The sequence below is a fragment of the Acidovorax sp. GW821-FHT09B03 genome, from assembly GCF_059418305.1.
This window is the reverse complement of sequence record NZ_JBWKPP010000010.1, coordinates 205,310-221,910: the sequence shown is the minus strand read 5'-3', so window position 1 is coordinate 221,910 and position 16,601 is coordinate 205,310. Positions and strand designations below refer to the sequence as shown.

Sequence of the window (16,601 nt, the reverse complement as noted above, 5' to 3'; positions counted from 1 at the left end):
AGTAGGTCATCGTCAGGCTCTTACAGCCCCAAATCCCCTCAGTCCCCAAAGGACTGGGGGGTTTTGCGTTTGGGGAAGGCAAATTTGCTGAAATCCCGCGGAACCATCGGCTTTGTCAGGGCTGGCGCGAGGTGCCTGCCTTGATTCCCCACCTGTTTCTCACCTTCGTTCGACCACCATGCAGCTGCAAGACATTCTGTATTCCCAGGGATTTGGAACCCGGCGCGTATGCGCCGGATTGGTGCAGCAAGGCTGGGTGGCGGTAAGCACCACCGGGGTGCAGGGCGAGTATGTGCCGTGCACCGAGGCGGCCGCCGACTTCGAGGCCGAGGGCCTGCAGCTGCGTGTGCAGGGCGTGGACTGGCCGTACCACGAGAAGGCCTATGTGCTGCTGCACAAGCCTGTGGGTACCGAGTGCTCGCAAAAGCCTTCGACCTACCCGAGCATCTACACCCTGTTGCCCGCCCCGCTGCGCCAGCGGCCGAGCAAGACGGCGGTGCAAGGCATCCAGGCCGTGGGCCGGCTGGACCAGGACACGACCGGCATGCTGCTGCTCAGCGACGATGGCCAGTTCATCCACCGCATGAGTTCGCCCAAGAAGCATGTGCCCAAGGTCTACCAGGTCACCACCAAGCACCCCGTGGACGAGGTGCAGGTGAACAAGCTGCTGGCTGGCGTGGTGCTCGATGACGATCCCAAGCCGGTGCGCGCCGCCGCCTGTGCGCTGGTGGACACGCACCGCCTGGACCTGACCCTGACCGAAGGCAAGTACCACCAGGTCAAGCGCATGCTGGCCGCCGTGAGCAACCGCGTGGAGGGCTTGCACCGCTCGCAGATCGGCAGCATGGCGCTGCCGGCGGATCTGGCGCCCGGGCAATGGCGCTGGCTCAGCGCAGACGATCTCCGGGTCCTGGTGGCATCGCCGCTCTGAGCGCCCTGCCGGGGATCCCGGCATCTGCAAATTGGCCCGCAGGTGGAACTTCCTTGATCCAGGCCTTGTCCTGTGCAGATGTTACGCCTTGCGGCACAGGAGCCCGGACTCCCGGCGCTACACTTGCATACTGTCCTGAAAGTGCTTGGTTGTTTGTGAAGATTTTCTCTCCCGCGCGCGTGAGCGCCGCCCTGGCTGGCCTGGTCTTGCTGTGGGGCGCCAGCGTGGCGGCCGCACCAGCCGCAGCGCCTGTGCCGCCGATTTTCGTGCTGAACTCGCTGGAGGCCAATGTCAGTGTGATCGATCCGCTGACGTGGACGGAAACCTCGCGCATCCCCACCGGCAAGGAGCCGCACCACCTGTACCTCACGCCCGACGAGCGCTCGCTCATCGTGGCCAATGCGCTCGGTGACACTCTGACCTTCCTGGACCCGCGCACGGCCCAGGTGCAGCGCACGGTACGGGGCATCGTGGACCCCTACCATCTGCGCTTCACGCCCGACATGAAGTGGCTGATCACGGCCGCCAACCGGCTCAACCACGTGGACTTCTACCGCTGGGACGGCAAGGAGCCCACGCTGGTGGCGCGCGTGAACACCGCCCGCACGCCGAGCCATATGTGGATCGACAGCCGCAGCACCACCGTCTACGTGTCCATGCAGGACAGCGACGAGTTGGTGGCCATCGACATCGCCACGCAGGTGGTCAAGTGGCGCCTCAAGACCGGACCCATGCCGGCCGACGTGTATGGAACCCCCGACGACAAGCATGTCTTCGTGGGCCTCACGGGTGGTGACAGTGTCGAGGTGTTCGACGTCTCGGGCCGCGAGCCGCGCAGCGTGCGCAAGATCAAGACCGGCAACGGCGCGCACGCGTTCCGTGCGGCGGGCGATGGCAAGCACCTGTATGTGAGCAACCGCGTCGCCAATTCGATCAGCAAGATCGACATGGCCAGCATGGCCGTGGTGGACAGCTACCCCGTGCCCGGCGGGCCGGACTGCATGGAGGTCTCGGCCGATGGCCGTTTCATCTACGTCAGTTCGCGCTGGGCGCGCAAGCTCTCGGTGGTGGACACCGAGGCCAAGAAGGTGGTGCGCCAGGTGCCCGTGGGCAAGTCCCCGCACGGCGTCTGGACGCTGCAGCACGCTCCCCGGTAGTGGCAATGACCGCCGGCATGCCGCCCCGCATGGCTGCGGCTCGCGCCGTGCCCCGCTGGTGCCTGCAGGCCGTGCTGCCCCTGGCCTTGCTGGCCGGTTCGCCTGCCGGCCTGGCGCAGGCCAGCCCCTGCACCAAGCCCGTCTACCTGACCCTGGACACCGGCCACATGGAGGTGGCGCCGCTGATGGCCGATGTGCTCAAGCGCCAGAACGTGCAGGTGACCTTCTTCGCGGCGCAGGAGCGCACCAAGGAAGGTGACGGCAGCCTGGGCGAGCACTGGGCCCCTTGGTGGCGCGCACGGGCCGCCGAAGGCCATGCCTTTGCCTCCCACACCTGGGACCACACCTACTGGCGCGCCGACCTGGGCACGGCCGCCAGGCCCTCCTTCAAGGTGCGCCCATCGGCCGGCCCGCGCGCGGGGCAGGACTTCACGATGACGGCGGCAGAGTATTGCGCCGAGATCAACAAGGCCGCCGACCGCCTGCAGGCCATCACCGGCCAGAAGGTGCTGCCGCTGTTCCGTGCGCCGGGGGGCAAGACATCGCCGCAATTGCTGGCCAGTGCCCAGGCCTGCGGCTACACCCACGTGGGCTGGTCGCCCGCGGGCTTTTTGGGCGACGAGCTGTCCACCGCACAGGCCAGCAACGATGCGCTGCTGCGCAAGGCGCTGCGCGATATCCGTGCGGGTGACATCCTGCTGGCGCACCTCGGTATCTGGTCGCGCACCGATCCTTGGGCGCCCGCGGTGCTGGAGCCCCTGATCGTGGGCCTGAAAGAGCGGGGCTTTTGCTTCAGAACACTGCGCGAGCACCCGGACTACGGTACAAAGCCCGTGCGGTGACGCCGGGCGATCACGGCAGCGATGGCACAGCAACAGGAGCAGCGAACGCAATGGAGTGGTTGAGCGCGATATTCGACGGGGCGCAGCAGTGGCTGTTCGAGACCGTGGTGCAGCCGCTGATGTTCGCGGGCGGCCTGGGCAACCTGCTCGAGGACGGCTACGACGCCACCGGCTGGCTGCTGGTGGGCCTGCTGCAGCTGGCGGTGATCATCGCCATCATCGGCCCCATCCAGCGCTGGCGCCCCGTGGAGCCGGTGACCAACCGCGCCACGATCCGCACCGACATCCTCTACACCCTGCTGCACCGCCTGGGCCTGTTCCGGGTCGGCCTGTTCTTCGCCATCGACCCGCTGATGGACGCCGTGTTCGGCGAGCTGCGCATGTCGGGCGTCAGCACCTTCCACCTCGATGGCCTCTGGCCCGGCGTGACCGACGTGGCCTGGGTCAGCCTGCTGCTGTACCTGGTGGTGTTCGACTTCGTGGACTACTGGATCCACCGCGGCCAGCACCATTTCGGGTGGTGGTGGAAGCTGCATTCGCTGCACCACGCGCAGCAGCAGATGACCATGTGGAGCGACAACCGCAACCACCTGCTGGACGACATGCTGCGCGACACCATCCTCGTGGTCGTGGCCCAGCTCATCGGCGTGGCGCCGGGGCAGTTCGTGGCCATCGTGGCCATCACGCAGCTGAGCGAAAGTTTCCAGCACGCCAATGTGCGCCTGTGGTTCGGCCGTGTGGGCGAGCGGCTGTGGGTGAGTCCGCGCTTTCACCGGCTGCACCACAGCATCGGCATCGGGCACGAGACCATCAAGCCCGCGGCCGCGGGTGACAAGGCCCCGCGCGTGGTGCTGGGCGGCCACAACTTCGGCGTGCTGCTGCCCTGGTGGGACATGCTCATGCGCACCGCCAACTTCGAGCAGCGCTACGACCCCACGGGCGTGCGCGACCAGGTCGAGCCCGGGCCCGACGGCCGCACACGCGACTATGGCCGCGGCTTCTGGTCGCAGCAGTGGCGTGGGGTGCTGCGCCTGGTCGGAAAAGCCTAGGTCCGCCGCGCGGCGACATCGCGCACCAGCCCCCAGGCCACGGCAGCTACGGGCGCCAGCGCGCGGTTGGCGCGCCGCACCAGAACGATGGCGCGTTCCACACGCGGTGTGAGTGGTCGCACCTCCAGGCCCTGAAGTCCGGCGGGCGGCAGTGCCAGCGTCGGCACGACCGAGATGCCCAGGCCCGCATCGAGCATGCGGAAGATGGTCGTCACATGGCCCACCTCCTGCGCCACGGGCGCCTGCACGCCGTGCTGGCGCAGCGCATCGTCGATCAGCCGGCGGCTGCCTGAGGCGTGGTCGAGCAGCACCAGGGGTTCACCGGCCAGGGCCGCCCAACGCACGCTGCGCTGTCTGGCCAGCCGGTGCGTGGGCGGGCAGACCAGGCAGAAGGGCTCGGAGAGGATGGGCTCGGCATGCAGCTCGTCGTTGCGCCCCGGCTCGGGCTCGATCACCACGCCGAAATCCACCTCTCCCGAGAGCACGCTGGCGAGGGCATCGTGCTGCATGCGGTCCAGCAGCAGCAGCTCCAGCCCCGGGTGGTCCTGCCGGCAGCGCGCAATGCACTCGGGCAGCAGGTTGGCCGACAGGGTGGGGCTGCTGGCCACCCGCACCCGGCCCTGGCGCTGCGTGGCCAGGCCACGCACATCCAGCAGCACGGTGTCCAGGTCCTCCAGCACACGCGCCAGGCGCACCGCCAGGCTGCGGCCCGCCTCGGTCAGCACCACCTCACGCGTGGTGCGGTCCAGCAGCTTGATGCCCAGGTGCTGTTCCAGCTCGGTCACGCAGCGGCTCACGGCCGGCTGGGTGAGGCCGATCTGGTCGCCAGCGCGCGTGAAGCTGCTGTGCAGGGCCACGGCCTGGAAGACGCGCAACTGGCGCAAGCTAGGGTGTGCCATGGCCTATTTCCCCTTCGCGCGGGCCATGGCGTGGGGATGGATGCGCGAAGCGCGGCGCAGCCCATGGCGGGCCATGGGCAAGCCGTGCGACAAAGCAGACGCCGCACGCCGTGGGCCGCGCGTGGGGAAATAGGCCATGGCACACCCTTGATTCATGCAGGGAAATTATAAATTCATCAAATCAATCCATTTCTCTTGGGGTGGCAAAGCAGGTCCAATCGGTGCAACCCGTTTCTCTTGAGGCCCTCGCGCCCCTGTTCCCATGGCCCGTTCCCGTCTGCTTCCCGACAATTTCACGCTCTACCTCGTCGCCACGGTCGTCGCCGCCAGCCTGCTGCCGGCCTCCGGCGGCTTCGCCCGGGCGCTCGAGGTGGCCACCACCGTGGCCGTGAGCCTGCTGTTCTTCCTGCATGGCGCAAAGCTTTCGCGCCAGGCCATCCTGGCCGGCATCGGCCATTGGCGCCTGCACCTGGTGGTGGTGGCCAGCACCTTCGTGCTGTTTCCGCTGCTGGGCTGGGCGCTGCGCCCGGTGCTGGAGCCGCTGGTCACGCGCGACCTGTACACCGGCATCCTGTACCTGTGCGCGCTGCCGGCCACGGTGCAGTCGGCGATCGCCTTCGTCTCCATGGCGCGGGGCAACATCCCTGCGGCCGTCTGCAGCGCCTCGGCCTCCACGCTGCTGGGGGTGGCCTTCACCCCGCTGCTCGTGGGCCTGCTGATGTCGCAGAACGCGGCCATGGGCGATCCGCTGGCGGCGATGGGCCGCATCGGCGTGCAGTTGTTGCTGCCCTTTGCCATCGGTCACCTGCTGCGCCCGTGGATCAGCGGCTTTCTGCAGCAGCGCGCATCCGTCATGAAGGTGGTGGACCAGGGCTCCATCCTGCTCGTGGTGTATGCCGCCTTCAGCCATGCCGTCATCGACGGGCTGTGGTCCCAGGTGCCGCCCATGGCCCTGGCCGGCCTGCTGGCCGTGTGCGCGGTGCTGCTGGCGCTGGTGCTGACCCTCACCACCTGGAGCGCACGGCGCATGGGCTTTTCGAAGGAGGATGAGATCACCATCGTCTTCTGCGGCTCCAAGAAGAGCCTGGTGAGCGGCGTGCCCATGGCCAACGTGCTGTTTGCCGCCAATGTGGCGGGCGCCATCGTGCTGCCGCTGATGCTGTTCCACCAGATGCAGCTCATGGTCTGTGGCGTGCTCGCGCAGCGCTATGCGCGGCGCGAGGCCGCGGCCCAGGTGCCGGCGGGGCAGGGTGCGGCTGCGGCGGAAACGCGCGCCTGAGTGGGTGGGGGCGGCTCGGCTATGCTGTCCCGAGCCGTGCCCGCACACCGTGGGAGCATTTCCCTGCCGTCCCCAAGGAGTTGATCGCCATGCCCCTCGTCCCTGTCTCGGCCACCCTTCTGGCGCAGGGCCAGGTGGCCTACCGGGTGCATGAGCACCCCGAAGCGCACACCACGCAGCAGTTCATGGGGCTGGGCTTTCCGGTGCCGCAGATGGTCAAGACGCTGGCGTTCCAGGCCGGCGATGGCGGCATCGTGCTGGTGGCCCTGCGCGCCCTGGATCCGGTGGACTATGCGGCCGTCGCGCGGGCCGTGGGGACGTCCCGCGCCAAACTGGCGCCCCTGGATGAAGAGCTGCTGCGCGAGCGCCTGGGCATGCAGGCCGGCGGTGTGGGGCCCTTTGTGCAGCAGGACGGGGTGCGCGTGCTGGTGGATCGGCAGGTGCCCGCGTTGCCGCTGGCGTTCTGCGGCTCGGGCGAGCGCACCAGCACGCTGGAAGTGCCGGGCCAGGCCTTTGCCGCCATTGCCGGGGTCGTGCTGGGTGAATTTGCCAAGCCCGCGGGCACGCCGGTTCCGGCTGCATAAGCACGCACGCACGGGTGTCATCGGCACGGGGCAAGGCTCGCGGTATGCTCACGCGCATGGGACTACTGCTGGACTCCTTCTGGCGCGCCGCGGCGTATTGCATGCGCCCCCGCGTCATCCTCCTGTCGCTGCTGCCATTGATGCTGATGGCGGGGCTTGCGTTCGGGCTGGGCTACTTCTACTGGGACGTGGCGGTGCAGAGCATGCACTCACTTCTGGATGCCTCCCCCATGCTCAAGAATTTCTGGAGCTGGCTTGAAGGCTGGGGCCTGGGCAGTGTGGTGGCGGTGCTGGCGCCTATGATGGTCATCCTCACGGCGACGCCGGTGCTGGTGGTGGTCTCGCTGCTGCTGGTGGCCGTACTCATGACGCCGGCCCTGGTGACCCTGGTGGCCGAGCGGCGCTTTCCCGAACTGGTGCGCAAGAAGGGCGGCTCGTTCTTCGCCAGCCTGGCCTGGTCCGTGGGCTCCACGGCCCTGGCGCTGGTGGCGCTGGCGGTGTCCGTGCCGCTGTGGCTGGTGCCGCCGCTGGTGCTGGTGCTGCCGCCGCTGATCTGGGGCTGGCTGACCTACCGTGTGATGGCCTTCGACGCGCTGGCCGAGCATGCCAGCAAGGAAGAGCGCAAACGCCTGTTCGAGCGCCACCGAGCCAGCCTGCTGGGCATCGGCATCATCACCGGCTACCTGGGCGCCGCGCCCAGCATCGTCTGGGCCTCGGGCGTGCTGTTCGTGGCGGCGTTTGCCGTCCTGGTGCCATTGGCGATCTGGATCTACATGCTGGTGTTTGCCTTCTCCTCGCTGTGGTTCACGCATTTCTGCCTGGCGGCCCTGCAGGAGCTGCGCGAGGACGACGTGCGGGCCACCATGCCCGTGCCCTCGCGCCTGCCGCTCGATGCGCTGGCACCTGCGCCAGCCATGGCAGACACCGCACCGTCCCCTGCCAGTGCACCCGCCCCTGCGGCGGCCACCCTGCCGGCCCCTAGCGCACTCCCAACCGATCCCCGTAGCACTCCATGATCCCCACTTTCGGCCTCATCATCGTCGGCGACGAAATCCTCTCGGGCAAGCGCGCCGACAAGCACATGCCCAAAGCCATCGAGCTGCTGGCGGCGCGCGGCCTGGCGCTTTCCTACGCCGACTACGTGGGCGACGACCCGGCACGCATCACCGCCACGCTGCAGCGCGCCTTTGCCTCGGGCGACGTGGTGTTCTCGTGCGGCGGCATCGGCGCCACGCCCGACGACCACACCCGCCAGTGCGCGGCGCGGGCACTCGGGGCGGACCTGGCCCTGCACCCCGAGGCCGAGCGCCTGATCCGCGAACGCATGCAGGACGTGGCGCGCGAGCAGGGCCTGCCCTACGAGCCCGAGCGCCACGACAACGTGCACCGCCTGAACATGGGCATGTTCCCGGCGGGAGCCCAGACCATCCCCAACCCCTACAACAAGATCCCGGGGTTCACCTGCGCCAGCCCGGGCGGGCAGGGTGGGGCCGTGCACTTCGTGCCGGGCTTTCCGGTGATGGCCTGGCCGATGATGGAATGGGTGCTGGACACCCTGTATGCCGAGCACTTCAACCGCACGCCCCAGACCGAGCATTCGGTGGTGGTCTTCGGCGCCATGGAGGCGGCACTCACTCCGCTCATGGAGCGCATAGAAAAATCGCACCAAGGCGTTCGGGTGTTCAGTTTGCCCAGCGTGGATCATCCACAATACGGGCGGCATATCGAACTGGGCGTCAAAGGCCCGGCCCAGGCGCTTCCCGCGGCATGGACGGACCTCAAAAATGGACTGCACGAATTTGGTGCAGAACTTGGCCCCGAAATGGTGCGCAACCTGTGATGTGCAGTGGGGGTGGTTGTGATGCACCAAATTTGTGCATTCGATGGCCCTTGCCAGAGCCCAGGTCGGGCCGCTGCTCCGCGATAGTGCGGTGATTGCACCCCGCTGGCACGCAAACTGCTTTTATTTCGGCAAATTCTTTTTTCAACAAGCGCTTTACCCAGGAGAACCTGATGGCCAAGACCGTTGCAGACGTGATGAAGATCGTGAAGGAAAACGAGGTCAAGTTCGTTGACTTCCGTTTTACCGATACCCGGGGCAAGGAACAGCACGTGACCGTGCCGGTTTCCCACTTCGATGAAGACAAGTTCACGTCGGGCCACGCATTTGACGGTTCGTCGGTGGCTGGCTGGAAGGGCATCGAAGCCTCGGACATGCAACTCATGCCCGACCCCAACACCGCCAACATCGACCCCTTCTTCGAAGAAACCACGCTGTTCCTGCAGTGCGATGTGATCGAACCCGGTGACGGCAAGGCCTACGACCGCGACCCACGCTCCATCGCCAAGCGCGCTGAAGCCTACCTGAAGGCCTCCGGCCTGGGCGACACGGCCTTCTTCGGTCCCGAGCCAGAATTTTTCATCTTCGACGGCGTGCGCTGGTCCAACGAACCCGGCAAGGTCATGTTCGAGATCGAAGAGTACGAAGCCCCCTGGAATTCGGGTGCCAAGCTCGAAGGCGGCAACCGTGGCCACCGTCCCACCGTCAAGGGCGGCTACTTCCCCGTGCCTCCCGTCGACAGCACGCAGGACATGCGCGCTGAAATGTCCCTGATCCTCGAATCCCTGGGCATCCCGGTCGAAGTGTTCCACCACGAAGTGGCAGGCGCTGGCCAGAACGAAATCGGCACGCGTTTCAGCACGCTGGTCGAGCGCGCCGACTGGACGCAGGTCCTGAAGTACGTGGTCTGGAACGTGGCCAACGCCTACGGCAAGACCGCCACCTTCATGCCCAAGCCCTACGCTGGCGACAACGGCTCCGGCATGCACGTGCACCAGTCCATCTGGAAGGACGGCAAGAACCTGTTCGCAGGCGACGGCTATGCCGGCCTGTCGGACTTCGCGCTGTACTACATCGGCGGCATCATCAAGCACGCCCGTGCCCTGAACGCCATCACCAACCCCGGCACGAACTCGTACAAGCGCCTGGTGCCCGGCTTCGAAGCCCCTGTGAAGCTGGCCTACTCGGCCCGCAACCGCTCGGCCTCGATCCGCATCCCTTACGTTGCCAACCCCAAGGGCCGCCGCATCGAAGCGCGCTTCCCCGATCCATCGGCCAACCCTTACCTGGCCTTCTCGGCCCTGATGATGGCCGGCCTGGACGGCGTGGAAAACAAGATCCATCCCGGCGAAGCCGCCACGAAGGATCTGTACCATCTGCCACCCGAGGAAGACAAGCTGGTGCCTACCGTGTGCCACAGCCTGGACCAAGCCCTGGAATACCTCGACAAGGACCGCAGCTTCCTGACCAAGGGTGGCGTGTTCACCGACTCCATGCTCGATGCCTACATCGATCTGAAGATGACCGAAGTCACGCGTTTCCGCATGGCTCCCCACCCTGTCGAGTACGACATGTACTACTCGCTGTAATCTGCCCACCCGGCGATTACCCCGAAAAGGCGGCGCAAGCCGCCTTTTTTCATGGCGTCGGCACAACACTGGCTGCGGAACCAACGCAGGCGGCGGCGCCTCTGTAGAGCTTGGGCGCACTGTCTGCAGCCATGCCCCAGGCCCGTTGTCCGTCCCAAGGCCCGCCCCGAAGCCCCCATGGCCGCGGTACTTGCTCAATTGGCGATGCGGGATGATTGGGGGATACTCTCTGGTTGTCCCCTGCATAAGCTGCTGCGCGAGGAATTTCCATGAAGAAGACTGTCACCACCCTGTTGTTGCTTGCCGCCCTGGCCCCCGTTGCCGGCTGGGCGCAGGACCGCATCTACCGCTGTGGCAACGAGTACACGAACAATGCCACCCAGGCCAAGGAGCGCGGCTGCAAGCTGGTCGAAGGCGGCAATGTCACCGTGGTGCAGGGCGCACGCCCGGCCGCGGCTGCGGGCGGCGCCGCCGCGCCTGCTGCGGGCAGTGCCCCGTCCGCATCGCCACCCGGCGCCCCGCGCGTGAACACCAACGACCAGAAGGCCCGCGACGCCGATGCGCGTGCCATCCTCGAGTCCGAGCTGCGCAAGGCCGAGGCGCGCCATGCCGAGCTGGTCAAGGAATACAACGGCGGCGCGCCCGAGCGCAATGCGCTGGATCTGCGCAACCCGCAGCGCTACATGGAGCGCACGGCCGAACTCAAGGCCAGCGTCTCGCGCAGCGAGAGCGACATCGCCGGCATCAAGCGCGAGCTGGGCCGCGTGGCACCCGCCAACTGAGACGGTGTGAAAGAACCCGCCATGCCCGCTCATCCCTCCAAAACACGCGCGCTCGTCGTTGCAAATGCTCGCCATAGCTCGAGCTATGGCTGTGCTTTGCGCCTAGACCGCACGCGTTGTGGCGGCCTGCTCGGACACGCCGGATTCATTCACACCTTCTGAGCCGACCCCGCGCGTGAGCACTCCACCCGACACCACCTCCCTGTCCGAGACCGAGCGGTTCCATTCGCTGGACCTGATGTCCACGCTGGTGGCGGTGCTGCGCGCCGATGGCGCCGTGCAGTTCGCCAATGCCGCACTGGAAAACACCCTGGGCCTGTCGCGCCGCACGCTGGAGGGCGGCGACTTCTCCACCTTCTTCACCGATCCGGCCCTGCTGCAGACCGCGCTGGCCGGTGCCCGCGTGCAGGACTTTGCGGCGCTGCGCTACGAGGCCAGCCTGAAGCGCCTGCACCAGGACCCCGTGCCCGTGCATGTCAACGTGGCGGCGGCCGAGCAGGCCGGCGAGATTCTGGTTGAGCTGTGGCCCCTGGAGCAGCAGGCCCGCCAGGACCGTGAGGAGCGCCTGCTCGACCAGGCCCAGGCCAACAAGGAGCTGATCCGCAACCTGGCCCACGAGATCAAGAACCCGCTGGGGGGCATCCGCGGCGCTGCGCAGCTGCTGGAGATGGAGCTCGAGAGCCGCGAGCTCACGGAGTACACCCAAGTCATCATCCACGAGGCCGACCGCCTGCAGAGCCTGGTTGATCGCCTCCTGGCCCCGCACCGCCACCCGCACCTGGTGGGCGACGTCAACATCCACGAAGTGTGCGAGCGCGTTCGCTCGCTGGTGCTGGTCGAGTACCCGCACGGCCTGCGCGTGCAGCGCGACTACGACACCTCCATCCCCGAGTTCCGTGGCGACCGGGCGCAGCTCATCCAGGCCCTGCTCAACGTGGTCCAGAACGCGGCCCAGGCCCTGTCCGAGCGTGTGGCCGCAGGCGATGCGGTGATCACCCTGCGCACCCGCGTGGCCCGACAAGTAACGTTTGGTCGCCAGCGCTACCGGCTGGCACTGGAATTGCATGTCATCGACAACGGACCGGGCGTACCCGATGCCATCAAAGAGCGTATTTTCTACCCTCTGGTGTCGGGTCGGGACGGCGGATCGGGGCTGGGACTTACGTTGGCGCAAACCTTCGTACAGCGGCACCACGGATTGATCGAATGCGACAGCGTGCCGGGTCGCACCGACTTCCGTATCCTGATCCCCTTGCCCTGAGGTCCCTGACACGCAACCACAGGGAAGGTAAGAAAAAGATATGAAGCCGATCTGGATAGTAGATGACGACCCCTCGATCCGCTTCGTCCTGGAAAAGGCGCTGGCCCGGGAGAACCTGCCCACGCGCAGCTTCACCCATCCGCGCGAAGTGCTCGACGCGCTGGCCGACATCACCGCCGGCGACCCCGCCCGCCAGGCACCGCAGGTCCTGGTGAGCGACATCCGCATGCCCGGGGGATCGGGCCTGCAGCTGCTCGAGAAAGTACGCGAACTGCAGCCCGGCCTGCCCGTCATCATCATGACGGCGTACTCCGACCTGGACAGCGCCGTGTCGGCCTTCCAGCGCGGCGCGTTCGAGTACCTGCCCAAGCCCTTCGACCTGCCCAAGGCGGTGGAGCTGATCCGCCGCGCCGTGGAGGAAAGCCAGCGCGAGGAAGTGACCGAAGAGCGCCAGGCCGAAACCCCCGAGATGCTGGGCCAGGCGCCCGCCATGCAGGACGTGTTCCGCGCCATCGGCCGGCTCAGCCAGAGCCAGGTGACGGTGCTGATCACCGGCGAATCGGGCTCGGGCAAGGAACTGGTGGCACGTGCGCTGCACAAGCATTCGCCGTGTGCGGACGGCCCCTTCGTGGCCATCAACACCGCGGCCATCCCCAAGGACCTGCTCGAATCCGAACTCTTCGGCCACGAGCGCGGTGCCTTCACCGGTGCGCAGACGCAGCGGCGCGGCCGCTTCGAGCAGGCCGAGGGCGGTACGCTGTTCCTCGACGAAATCGGCGACATGCCGTTCGACCTGCAGACGCGCCTCTTGCGCGTGCTGTCGGACGGCCAGTTCTACCGCGTGGGCGGCCATGCGGCCGTGAAGGCCCATGTGCGCGTGATCGCGGCCACCCACCAGGACCTGGAAAAGCGCGTCAAGGAAGGCGGTTTCCGCGAGGACTTGTTCCACCGCCTGAACGTCATCCGCCTGCGCCTGCCCGCGCTGCGCGAGCGCCATGAAGACGTGCCCATGCTCACGCGCCACTTCCTGCAGCAAAGCGCGCGGCAGCTGGGCGTGGAGCCCAAGCGCATCGCCGATTCGGCACTGGTGCGGCTGGAGCAGTTTGCCTTTCCTGGCAACGTGCGCCAACTCGAGAACATCTGCCACTGGCTCACCGTGATGGCGCCCGCGCAGGTGATCTCGCTGCAGGACCTGCCGCCCGAAGTGCTCGAGGCCCCGGTGTTCCAGGCACCTGCCCGTCCCGCCGTGGCCGACGGTCAGGCCGTGGCGCCGCAGCCGGTGATTGCCATGCCCGTGGCGGCCATCGCACCTGCGCCCGAAATGGTGGGTGGCCTGCATGCCGTGGCACCTTCGGCACCGCAGTTCGCGGCGGCCGCGCCGGCAGCCACCTGGGCTGCAGACGCTGCCGTGGGCCTGGCAGCGCCCGCTGCCGCGGCGACAAGCCCCGTGTTGAGCTGGGAACAGGCGCTGGAGGCCGAGGCGCAGAAGCTCCTGTCCGGCGGCCAGCCCGAGGTATGGGATGCGCTCACGCGCCGCTTCGAATCGCGCCTGATCCGCACCGCCCTGGTGGCTACCCATGGCCGGCGCATGGAGGCCGCGCAGCGCCTGGGCATCGGCCGCAACACCATCACCCGCAAGATCCAGGAGCTGGGTCTGGACGCGCCGGACGAGGGTTGAGCGCCTGGGGCGCCGCTGGTGCAAGAAAAGAGCCTCGGAATCCCGGGGCTCTTTTTCTTGGGGGGCAGGGTGGGGGGCGATGCGTGGTGCTCCTACACGCCGCGATCACGCGGCTGTGTAGGCTGCAGGGCTCACCCCAACGCTCTGGACGCCCCATGCACCTCGAAGGCTCCTGCCATTGCCGCGCCGTCCGCTTCTCGCTCGAAGCCGACAGCCCCGTGCCCTTCATGCACTGCCACTGCTCCATCTGCCGCAAGACGGCAGGTGGGGGCGGCTATGCCGTCAACCTGGGCGGCGATGCACGCACACTCAAGGTCCGGGGCGCCAGGCACTTGGGCACCTACCATGCCGTGGTGCGCGAGGAAGGCCAGCGCAGCAAGCGCTCCAAGGCGGAACGCAAGTTCTGCCTGCAATGCGGCAGCGCCCTGTGGCTGTGGGATCCGCGCTGGCCCGAGCTGGTCCACCCCCACGCCTCGGCCATCGACACGCCATTGCCCAAGCCACCCGAAGTGGTCGAGGGCATGCTCGAATTCGTCGCCAACTGGGTCGATGTGCCCAAAGGCAAGGGCCACCGGCACTACCAGGCGTTTCCGTCCGAATCACTGGCCGAGTGGCATGAGCGGCACGGGTTGAAGGAATAGCCCGTCAGGCATGGGCAACCCACCCCCGGAACGCCAGCCCCGCATAGAACAGACGGATGCCGCCAAAGCCGGCCTGCGCCAGCAGCGCTTCCTCCTCGCCCGGGCTGAGCAGGGGCAGGGCGGTGTCGATGGCCGTGGAGGCGCGGTGCGCGGCCTCTGGGTCCACGCCCGAGGCGATGGCGAAGGCCGCATAGCGGGCCAGCCACTGCGCGCGCTCTTCGGGTGGTGCCAGCGGGAAACTCAGGTGGGCCGTCACCAGCGGGGCGCCGGGCTGCAGGCGCTGGTGGATGGCCCGCAGGGTGGCCAGCCTCTCCTGAAGGGGCACGAAATGCAGGGTGAGCAGGCAGGTCGCGGCATCGAAGGGGCCCGCAGGAGCGGTGTGCACATAACCCTGGTGAAAGTCCACGCGCGCCGCCAGCGGTCCGAGCGTGGCCTGCGCCAATTGCAGCATGGGTTCGGACGGGTCCACGCCCACGAAGCGCCACTGCGGTTGCGCCCGGGCGAAGACGCCCAGTTCGGCGCCGCCGCCGGCGCCGACAACGAGCACCTGGGCCTGTGGCGGTGCACGCTCGGCCAACAGCACGCCGGCCATCTTTTGCAGATCGTCCCAACCGGGCACGAGGCGGCGGGTGCGGTCGGCGTAGGAGGCCAGGGCCTGGGGATCGGCGAATGGCGCGTTCGGATTTTCGCGGGTGGATGCGGTGGGCATGGCGGGACGAAAGTTAAGTAACTTTCATTGTTGCATATGTGCAGCGCTCACCGCAACCCGCCCTGGCAGAGGCCGGCTGGGGTCGCCGACAATGGGGCTGCTGATCCGAGGACGCATGACCCCACCCGCTACTCCCGAACCCTCTCCCCCTGCACCACCGGCCGTGGCCGGCTTGCAGGACCCGGCCCTGCTCAGGCGCCTGCTGCGCGCCAAGGACCGCATGGACGCCGCGTCGCACGAGGCCTGGCCGGTCAGCCGGCTGGCCGAGGTGAGCGGGGTGTCCGAGGCGCATTTCGCGCGTTCGTTCAAGCAGGCCTTCGGCGTGCCGCCGCACCGCTACCTGCTCACGCGCCGCATCGAGCAGGCGTCGACCCTGCTGCGGGACACCGACCAGCCCATCACCGACATTGCGTTCGCCACCGGCTGGGAAAGCCTGGGCACCTTCGGCCGCATCTTTCGCGACATCACCGGCAAGAGCCCCAGCGCGCTGCGGCGCGAGGCCCGGGCCGAGGCCGGGCCGCTGGCCAGCGTGCCGGGGTGCATCGTCAAGGCGGCGGAGCGGCCGGACCTCACGATCGCAGTTTTGGAGAAGCGTCGGCGCGCGGCGGACGGTACAAACAGGTCTTCGACAACCCAGGAGATCGAACGATGACGATGACAAGCTTGATGAACCCGCCTAGCCAGGGCATCGGTGTGGTGGGCGTGTACGTGGACGACCAGGACGAAGCGCTGGCCTTCTACGTGGAGCAGCTCGGCTTTCGCGTGCACACCGATGTGCGCAATGGCAGCTACCGCTGGCTCACGGTGCAGGACCCGGAGCAGCCCTCGTTCCAGCTCGGCCTGTTCACCCCGGGGGCGCCCCTGCACGATGACGCCACGGCGCAGACCCTGCGCGCCATGGTCGCCAAGGGGGCCATGCCGCCGCTGGTCTGGCATGTGGCCGACTGCCGCGCGACCTGCGCGCAACTGCGCGAGCGGGGCGTGGAGTTCACCCAGGAGCCGGTGGACCGCTACGGCAATGTGGATGCGGGCTTTCGCGACCCGGCCGGCAATGGCTGGAAGGTCATCCAGCGCGCTGCGGGGGCGGCGCGATGAGCGGCGGCGGCAACCGGCTCCGGCAGGTCCACCGCTGGGTATCGATCGCCTTCACGCTGACTGTCGTGGCCAACTTCGCGGCCATGGGCCTGGGCCGGGGAGCACCGCCTGCGTGGATCACCTACGCGCCCTTGGCTCCACTGGCCGTGCTGCTGCTGACGGGGCTCTATCTGTTCGTGCAGCCCTACCGGGCCCGCCGGTCCGACGCGCATGGCGGTACAGCACCGGTGTCCGGTTCACATCCGTTCTAGCCGTGCGTGCAGGC

General features: G+C 67.7%; 18 protein-coding genes. 16 read left to right on the top strand and 2 right to left on the bottom strand.

Features of this window, described 5'->3' with window-relative positions; genetic code table 11:
- Positions 1 to 178: 178 nt before the first annotated feature.
- The 4 genes from AC07PA_RS19320 (at position 179) to AC07PA_RS19305 (ending at position 3,979) form a co-directional block, all read left to right on the top strand.
- Positions 179 to 931, top strand: a complete 753-nt coding sequence (locus AC07PA_RS19320; RefSeq protein ID WP_494610031.1) for a 16S rRNA pseudouridine(516) synthase — start codon at positions 179 to 181, stop codon at positions 929 to 931.
- Between the two features lie 155 nt (positions 932 to 1,086).
- Complete coding sequence (locus tag AC07PA_RS19315; RefSeq protein ID WP_007854192.1) at positions 1,087 to 2,088, top strand: YncE family protein; 1,002 nt, start codon at positions 1,087 to 1,089, stop codon at positions 2,086 to 2,088.
- Between the two features lie 17 nt (positions 2,089 to 2,105).
- Entirely contained in the window at positions 2,106 to 2,930 is an 825-nt protein-coding gene (locus tag AC07PA_RS19310) for a polysaccharide deacetylase family protein (RefSeq protein ID WP_494655383.1), read from the top strand.
- Positions 2,931 to 2,980: 50 nt separating this feature from the next.
- On the top strand, positions 2,981 to 3,979 hold the full coding sequence (locus AC07PA_RS19305) for a sterol desaturase family protein (protein WP_145698101.1): 999 nt from the start codon (positions 2,981 to 2,983) through the stop codon (positions 3,977 to 3,979).
- On the opposite strand, the gene AC07PA_RS19300 is transcribed toward AC07PA_RS19305, so the two are convergent.
- The gene (locus AC07PA_RS19300) at positions 3,976 to 4,878 is read right to left on the bottom strand and encodes a LysR family transcriptional regulator (protein ID WP_145698100.1); all 903 of its coding nucleotides are present in this window, start codon (positions 4,876 to 4,878) and stop codon (positions 3,976 to 3,978) included. The genes AC07PA_RS19305 and AC07PA_RS19300 overlap by 4 nt on opposite strands.
- A 262-nt stretch (positions 4,879 to 5,140) precedes the next feature.
- Between AC07PA_RS19300 and AC07PA_RS19295 the strand changes: the two genes are divergently transcribed.
- The 9 genes from AC07PA_RS19295 (at position 5,141) to AC07PA_RS19255 (ending at position 14,532) form a co-directional block, all read left to right on the top strand.
- The gene (locus tag AC07PA_RS19295; RefSeq protein ID WP_007854200.1) at positions 5,141 to 6,157 is read left to right on the top strand and encodes a bile acid:sodium symporter family protein; all 1,017 of its coding nucleotides are present in this window, start codon (positions 5,141 to 5,143) and stop codon (positions 6,155 to 6,157) included.
- A gap of 89 nt (positions 6,158 to 6,246) precedes the next feature.
- Positions 6,247 to 6,741 carry an aminoacyl-tRNA deacylase gene (locus AC07PA_RS19290; protein ID WP_494610030.1) on the top strand — a complete coding sequence of 165 codons (495 nt, stop codon included), beginning with the start codon at positions 6,247 to 6,249 and terminating at the stop codon, positions 6,739 to 6,741.
- Positions 6,742 to 6,785: 44 nt separating this feature from the next.
- Positions 6,786 to 7,757, top strand: coding sequence for an EI24 domain-containing protein (locus AC07PA_RS19285; protein WP_494610029.1), 972 nt, complete (start codon positions 6,786 to 6,788; stop codon positions 7,755 to 7,757).
- Complete coding sequence (locus tag AC07PA_RS19280) at positions 7,754 to 8,581, top strand: competence/damage-inducible protein A (RefSeq protein WP_494610028.1); 828 nt, start codon at positions 7,754 to 7,756, stop codon at positions 8,579 to 8,581. Before AC07PA_RS19285 ends, AC07PA_RS19280 begins: the two co-directional genes overlap by 4 nt.
- A 173-nt stretch (positions 8,582 to 8,754) precedes the next feature.
- Positions 8,755 to 10,170, top strand: a complete 1,416-nt coding sequence (gene glnA / locus AC07PA_RS19275; protein ID WP_007854205.1) for a type I glutamate--ammonia ligase — start codon at positions 8,755 to 8,757, stop codon at positions 10,168 to 10,170.
- A gap of 269 nt (positions 10,171 to 10,439) precedes the next feature.
- Complete coding sequence (locus AC07PA_RS19270; RefSeq protein WP_007854207.1) at positions 10,440 to 10,952, top strand: hypothetical protein; 513 nt, start codon at positions 10,440 to 10,442, stop codon at positions 10,950 to 10,952.
- Positions 10,953 to 11,190: 238 nt separating this feature from the next.
- Positions 11,191 to 12,213 carry a nitrogen regulation protein NR(II) gene (gene glnL / locus AC07PA_RS19265; RefSeq protein WP_035203374.1) on the top strand — a complete coding sequence of 341 codons (1,023 nt, stop codon included), beginning with the start codon at positions 11,191 to 11,193 and terminating at the stop codon, positions 12,211 to 12,213.
- Positions 12,214 to 12,253: 40 nt separating this feature from the next.
- Positions 12,254 to 13,891 carry a nitrogen regulation protein NR(I) gene (gene ntrC, locus AC07PA_RS19260; RefSeq protein ID WP_007854210.1) on the top strand — a complete coding sequence of 546 codons (1,638 nt, stop codon included), beginning with the start codon at positions 12,254 to 12,256 and terminating at the stop codon, positions 13,889 to 13,891.
- A gap of 155 nt (positions 13,892 to 14,046) precedes the next feature.
- On the top strand, positions 14,047 to 14,532 hold the full coding sequence (locus AC07PA_RS19255; RefSeq protein WP_494610027.1) for a GFA family protein: 486 nt from the start codon (positions 14,047 to 14,049) through the stop codon (positions 14,530 to 14,532).
- Positions 14,533 to 14,536: 4 nt separating this feature from the next.
- Here AC07PA_RS19255 and AC07PA_RS19250 read toward each other — a convergent pair whose 3' ends face one another.
- Entirely contained in the window at positions 14,537 to 15,241 is a 705-nt protein-coding gene (locus AC07PA_RS19250; RefSeq protein WP_494610026.1) for a class I SAM-dependent methyltransferase, read from the bottom strand.
- A 115-nt stretch (positions 15,242 to 15,356) separates the two neighbouring features.
- Between AC07PA_RS19250 and AC07PA_RS19245 the strand changes: the two genes are divergently transcribed.
- The 3 genes from AC07PA_RS19245 to AC07PA_RS19235 are packed head-to-tail and all read left to right on the top strand — an operon-like array spanning position 15,357 to position 16,587.
- Complete coding sequence (locus tag AC07PA_RS19245; RefSeq protein WP_494610025.1) at positions 15,357 to 15,893, top strand: helix-turn-helix domain-containing protein; 537 nt, start codon at positions 15,357 to 15,359, stop codon at positions 15,891 to 15,893.
- A complete protein-coding gene (locus AC07PA_RS19240) occupies positions 15,890 to 16,336 on the top strand; it encodes a VOC family protein (RefSeq protein ID WP_494610024.1) in 447 nt (148 codons plus the stop codon). The genes AC07PA_RS19245 and AC07PA_RS19240 overlap by 4 nt, the downstream gene beginning before the upstream one ends.
- Positions 16,333 to 16,587 (top strand): hypothetical protein, encoded by a 255-nt coding sequence (locus AC07PA_RS19235; protein ID WP_494610023.1) that lies wholly within the window; start codon positions 16,333 to 16,335, stop codon positions 16,585 to 16,587. Before AC07PA_RS19240 ends, AC07PA_RS19235 begins: the two co-directional genes overlap by 4 nt.
- The last annotated feature ends 14 nt before the right edge of the window (positions 16,588 to 16,601 follow it).